Annotated in this window: 4 protein-coding genes; 1 reads left to right on the forward strand and 3 read right to left on the reverse strand. The window is 73.7% G+C overall.

All coding sequences use genetic code 11. The annotated features are described in order from the left end of the window. A partial coding sequence (locus tag Q1K57_RS10965; protein ID WP_300082361.1) for an iron ABC transporter permease occupies nt 1–969 on the reverse strand: 969 nt, incomplete at its 3' end. Between the two features lie 61 nt (nt 970–1030). Here Q1K57_RS10965 and Q1K57_RS10970 point away from each other — a divergent pair. Further along, nucleotides 1031–1828, forward strand: coding sequence for a siderophore-interacting protein (locus Q1K57_RS10970; protein ID WP_300082364.1), 798 nt, complete (start codon nt 1031–1033; stop codon nt 1826–1828). 78 nt (nt 1829–1906) lie between these two features. On the opposite strand, the gene Q1K57_RS10975 is transcribed toward Q1K57_RS10970, so the two are convergent. Next, the gene (locus tag Q1K57_RS10975; RefSeq protein WP_300082367.1) at nt 1907–3520 is read right to left on the reverse strand and encodes an MFS transporter; all 1614 of its coding nucleotides are present in this window, start codon (nt 3518–3520) and stop codon (nt 1907–1909) included. A 75-nt stretch (nt 3521–3595) separates the two neighbouring features. Then, a complete protein-coding gene (locus Q1K57_RS10980; protein WP_300082370.1) occupies nt 3596–5005 on the reverse strand; it encodes an FGGY family carbohydrate kinase in 1410 nt (469 codons plus the stop codon). Nucleotides 5006–5271: the final 266 nt, after the last annotated feature.

Genomic DNA, 5271 nt, shown 5'->3' on the forward strand with positions numbered 1-5271 from the left:
GCCGAGCGCGGCCAGCACCACGCCGACCGCGACCTCCGCCTGGCCGCCGATCAGCCGGCCGAGCACGTCGCAGGCCAGCAGCGCCACGATCCCGACCAGTCCGGACGCCGGCAGCAGCCGGTAGTGGTTGCCGCCGACCAGGGCACGGGCGACGTGCGGGGCGGTCAGTCCGACGAAGGCGATCGGTCCGGCCAGCGCGACCGCGCCGGCGGTGAGCAGCGTGATCGCCCCGAGGCCGACGAGCCGGGCGCGCAGCAGGCTCTCGCCGAGGCCGCGGGCCATCTCCGTCCCGAGCGCGAGGTTGTTCAGCGAGCGGACGTTGGCCGCCGCGCAGATCAGCCCGGCGGCCACGAAGATGAGCACCGGGCCGACGCCGTCGAGCGTCCGACCGGACAGGGAGCCGACCACCCAGATGCGGTAGGCCTCCAGCGTCTCCTGGTCGGTGAGCACCAGGAAGGAGGTGACCGCACCCAGCAGGGCCGTCACCGCCGTGCCGGCGATCGCCAGCGGGACGGGACTGGACAGCCCGCGTCCCATCGCGGCCACGCCGAACACGATCACACTGGCGACGATCGCGCCGAGCAGGGCCATCGCGAGGGTGAGCACGGGCGAGTTCACCCCGATCACGTAGACGCCGAGCACGACGGCGAGACTGGCGCCGGCGGACACCCCGAACAGGCCGGGGTCGGCGAGGGGGTTGCCGGTCTGGCCCTGCATCACCGCGCCGGCGATGCCGAGGCAGAACCCGACCAGGACACCGAGCAGGGTTCGCGGCACGCGGGAGCCCCACACGATCGCGTCCCCGTCGCTGAGCGGGTCGAGCAGGGCGCGCAGCACGGTCGCCGGTGCGATCGGGTTGCTGCCGAGGAAGAGGCTGGCGGTCATCACGACCAGGACGGCGGCGACGAGCGCGCCGAAGACACTGATGCTCCGCGGCCGGACAAGGGGGATTGCGGGCGCCACGGACATGGGCGCAAGCCTAGCCCAATTAGGTAAGGTGAGCCTAACCTAAATAGATAAGGACCGCATCATGGCCCGCTACCCGCGCCTCATGCCCACCGAACCGCGGCTGTTCACCGCGACCGTCGCCCGCACCGAGCGGGTCTCCCCGTCGTTCCAGCGGGTGACGATCACCGGAGGTGAACTGGCGGCGTTCGAGTGGCTGGGCCGCGACCACTGGTTCCGGCTGTTCCTGCCGCAGGCCCCCGGCGCGCCGCTGCGGCTGCCGAAGGTCAAGGGCCGGTCCTGGTGGCGGTCGTACCTGATGATCCCGGCCGGCGAGCGGCCGCACTGCAGCAACTACACGGTGGCCGACTTCCGTCCGGACGCCGACGCGTCCGAGCTCGACATCGACGTGGTGCTGCACTGGCACGGCGACGAACTCGGCGGGGCCGTGGCGACCTGGGCCGTGGGTGCCGTCCCGGGCAGCCCGGTGGGCTTCCTCGACCAAGGCGCGATGTTCGACCCGCCCGAGGACGCGTCCGAGTTCTGCCTGGCCGCGGACGAGACCGGCCTGCCCGGGCTGCGCGGCATCCTCCGGCACCTGCCCGAGTCGGCGACCGGCACCGCCTTCCTCGAGGTGCCCGATGGCGGGGACGTCACCGAGCTGGCGGCGCCCGCGGGCGTCGACGTGCGCTGGCTGCCGCGGACGAACGGCCACACCCCCGGCCAGCTGGCCCTCGCCGCGCTGCAGGAGGTCAGCCCCGATCCGGACGGCTACGCCTTCGTCGTGGGCGAGTCCGGCCTCGCCACCGGCGGTCGGCGCGCGCTGAAGAAGGCCGGCCTGCCCACGTCCCGGATCACCTTCTCCGGCTTCTGGCGGGCCTGATCCCGACCCGTCCCGCCGAGTTGTCAGAATCTCAGCCGCCCAGAGCCGGCAGAGATTCTGACAGGTCGGCGATGGGGGTCACTCGCTCGGGTCGGGCGGCGGCTCGGCCGGCAGCAGGTGGACGGTCCGGGGCGGGCCGGTGATGAACGAGAAGGCGTGCTCCTCGATGTCCTGGTCCTCGGCGGTCAGCCGGGTCTGGTGCTGGTGCAGGTGCTCGGCCCACGACGGGACGGTGAACACCTCGAGGTAGGTGTCGACCTGCTCGCCGACGCGGTACACCTCCCAGCGGCTGGCTCCGCTGCGCAGCCGGGAGCGGCGCATCCCCTCCATCGCCTCGCGCCAGTCGGCGTAGCTCTCCGGCGGGACGACGTACTGCACCTGCACCTGGACGGGTCCGGCGTCCGGGTCGGGCTCGAACAGCACCTGGGCCTCGCCCCAGTACGACACCGGCGCCCGGTCGAGGTGCTCGCTCTCGGGGAAGTGCCAGGCGAACCCGGCCAGCCCGCCGACCACGACCAGCCCGGACGCGATCCACACCGCAGCCGCGAGGCTCACGTGCTGGGCGATCAGGCCCCAGACCGGGGACGCCAGCGCCTGCGCGCCGGTGAAGGTCATCATGTACACCGCGACGGCCCGCGCCCGCACCCAGCCGGGCAGGAACAGCTGCAGCTCGGCGTTCAGGGTGGCCGCGGTCGCCGTCCACCCGTAGCCGAGCAGCACCAGCAGCGGGATGGCCGGCAGCAGGCCGGGCACCACCATGGTCAGCGCGAACGCGATGCCGAACACCACGCCCATCACGCTGAGGGTCTTGTTGGCCGACAGCGCCTTGCTGAGCCGGCCCACGGTGAACGCGGCCGCGATCGCACCCACGCCGAGGGCACCGAAGAGGACGCCGTAGCCGTCCGCGCCGAGACCCAGTTGCCGGTTGGCGATCAGCGGCAGCAGCGCCCACATCGCCGTCGCCGGGGCGACGAAGATGGCCAGCCGCACCAGGATCAGCCGCACCACCGGTTCGTGCCGGACGTACCGTCCGCCCGTCCGCAGCGCCGGCAGGAAGCGCTCCCTCGCCACCGCGGTCGCGGGCGCCGGACGCCGCCAGCCGATCAGCGCGACGATCAGGAACAGGGTCAGGGCGGCGTTGATCGCGAACACCGGCGGCACGCCCCCTGCGGCGATCACCAGGCCGGCGATCGCGGGGCCGATGGCCCGGGCGACGTTCACGCTGACCATGTCCAGCCGGATCGCCGCGGCCAGCTGGGAGCGCGGCACCAGTTCGGTGATCAGTGGCTGCCAGGTGGAGACCATCACCGCGTTGCCCAGCCCGATCGCGAAGGTGAAGGCGAGCAGCAGCAGCGGCGGCATCCGGCCGATCGCGGTCAGCGCGGCGAGCAGCCCGGCGACGACGAGGAAGTACAGCTGCACCCACAGCAGCAGCCGGCGGCGGTCGAACGCGTCCGACAGCACGCCCGCGGCAAGGGAGAACAGCACCATCGGCAGCGTCGCGGCGGTCTGCACGAGCGAGACGATCGTCGCGGCGTTCGGGTCGTTGATGAACAGCCACTGCGCGCCGACGGTCTGCGCCCACGCGCCGATGCTGGTCAGCACGACGCCCGCCCACAGCCAGCGGAAGGCCCGTCGCTGGAACGGAGCGAGGACGCCCACGCGTTCCGTGGTGGTCTCCTGCTCGGCCATGCGTGCGTCCCTGTTCGCCAGTTGTCCCCGACACCCCAAGTCAACCGGGTTTCGGGGCGCGCGGCCAGCCATCGTTCAGGAACCGGCCCCGTGCTTCGCCGCCTCGCGGTCGTACTGCGTGGTGATCTCCGGACGGTGGTCCGGGACGGGCGTGGCGGCGATCGCCACGGGCCACTCGGGACGCCGTCCGGAGAGCACCCAGGCAGCCTGGCGGGCGGCCCCGTCCGCGACATACTCGCCGGGGCCGGGCACGTGCACGGCGACGTCGAACACCTGCCCGGCGATGGTCTGGACGGCCGGGTTCGCGGCCGCACCGCCGATCAGCAGGACGCGGGACACCTCGACCCCGAGCCCCCTGACCGCGGCCAGCCCGGCGGCGAGCCCGCAGAGCATGCCTTCGACCGCCGCGCGGGCGATCGCCGGCCGGGTGGTGTTCTCGAGGGTGAGGCCGGCGAGGGTGGCGGTGGCGTCCGGGAGGTTGGGAGTGCGTTCACCCTCGAACCAGGGCACCAGGACGGCGCCCCCCGCGCCCGGTGCGGCCTCGAGGGCGAGCCGGGCGAGTTCGGCGTGGTCGACGCCGAGCAGGCCGGCGACGGCGTCCAGCACGCGGGCGGCGTTGAGCGTGCAGACGAGGGGCAGGAAGCCGCCGGTGGCGTCGGCGAAGCCCGCGACGATGCCGGTCGGGTCGGCGACCGGACGGGTCGTGGCGGCGAACACCGTCCCGGACGTGCCCAGCGACACCACCACGTCGCCGGGACGGGCGTCCAGCCCGAGCGCGGCCGCGGCGTTGTCGCCGGCGCCCGGCCCGACCAGGAAGCCCGATCCCCCGGCGCTCTCGGTCGGGCCGAGTACCCGCGGCAGGACCGCGTCGTGGCCGAGCGCCAGCTCCAGCAGTTCGCGGTCGTAGTCGCCGGTCGCGGGGGACCAGTAGGCGGTGCCGGACGCGTCCGACCGGTCGGTGACCAGTTCGTCCAGCACCGGGCCGAGCTCTGCTTCGCCGGCCGGGCCGTAGCCGCGCAGCCGCCAGGTCAGCCAGTCGTGCGGCAGGCACACCGCGGCCACCCGGGCGGCGTTGCCGGGCTCGTGGTCGCGCAGCCAGCGCAGCTTGGTCGCGGTGAACGACGCCACCGGGACGACACCGGTGCGGGCCGCGTAGGCGTCCGCGCCGACCTCCGCGACGAGGTCGGCGGCCGCCCCGGCTGAGCGCGTGTCGTTCCACAGCAGCGCGGGACGGATCACCCGGCCGTCGGCGTCGAGGGCGACCATGCCGTGCTGCTGGCCGGCGACGCTGACCGCGGCGACACCGGCGAGCCCGCCGGCCTCGGCGAGGGCCGTCTGCAGGGCCGTCCACCAGTGCTGCGGGTCGACCTCGGTGCCGGCCGGGTGGGACGCCCGTCCGGTGGCGAGCAGTTCACCCGTCCCCGCGTCGCGGACGACGACCTTGCAGCTCTGGGTCGAGGAGTCGACCCCGATCACCCTGCCCATCGAACTCACCTCAGCCTCGCTCTTCTCCGAGTTGTCAGAATCTCAGCCGGCCCTAGGCGGGTGAGATTCTGACAACACGGGGGTGGGGGTGGGGAAATGGACCGGACCCGGGTCAGCGGGCGCCCAGGAGGTGCTCGGTGGCCAGCTGCTGCAGCCGGACGAAGCCGAAGCCGTGGCCGTTGTAGTACGCCGCGGCGTCGAAGTCCTCGAACGCGGACCGGTCGGCCAGCAGCTCGGCGTAGCCCTCGCCGTCGCCCAGGGTCGGC

The sequence above is a fragment of the Propioniciclava sp. genome (assembly GCF_029977985.1).
GTDB lineage: Bacteria > Actinomycetota > Actinomycetes > Propionibacteriales > Propionibacteriaceae > Propioniciclava.

What these genes read in the sequence shown, in the direction of transcription:
- Q1K57_RS10970 (WP_300082364.1), top strand. Translation starts at nt 1,031, where the DNA reads ATGGCCCGCTACCCGCGCCTCATGCCCACCGAACCGCGGCTGTTCACC.
- Q1K57_RS10975 (WP_300082367.1), bottom strand. Translation starts at nt 3,520, where the DNA reads ATGGCCGAGCAGGAGACCACCACGGAACGCGTGGGCGTCCTCGCTCCG.
- Q1K57_RS10980 (WP_300082370.1), bottom strand. Translation starts at nt 5,005, where the DNA reads ATGGGCAGGGTGATCGGGGTCGACTCCTCGACCCAGAGCTGCAAGGTC.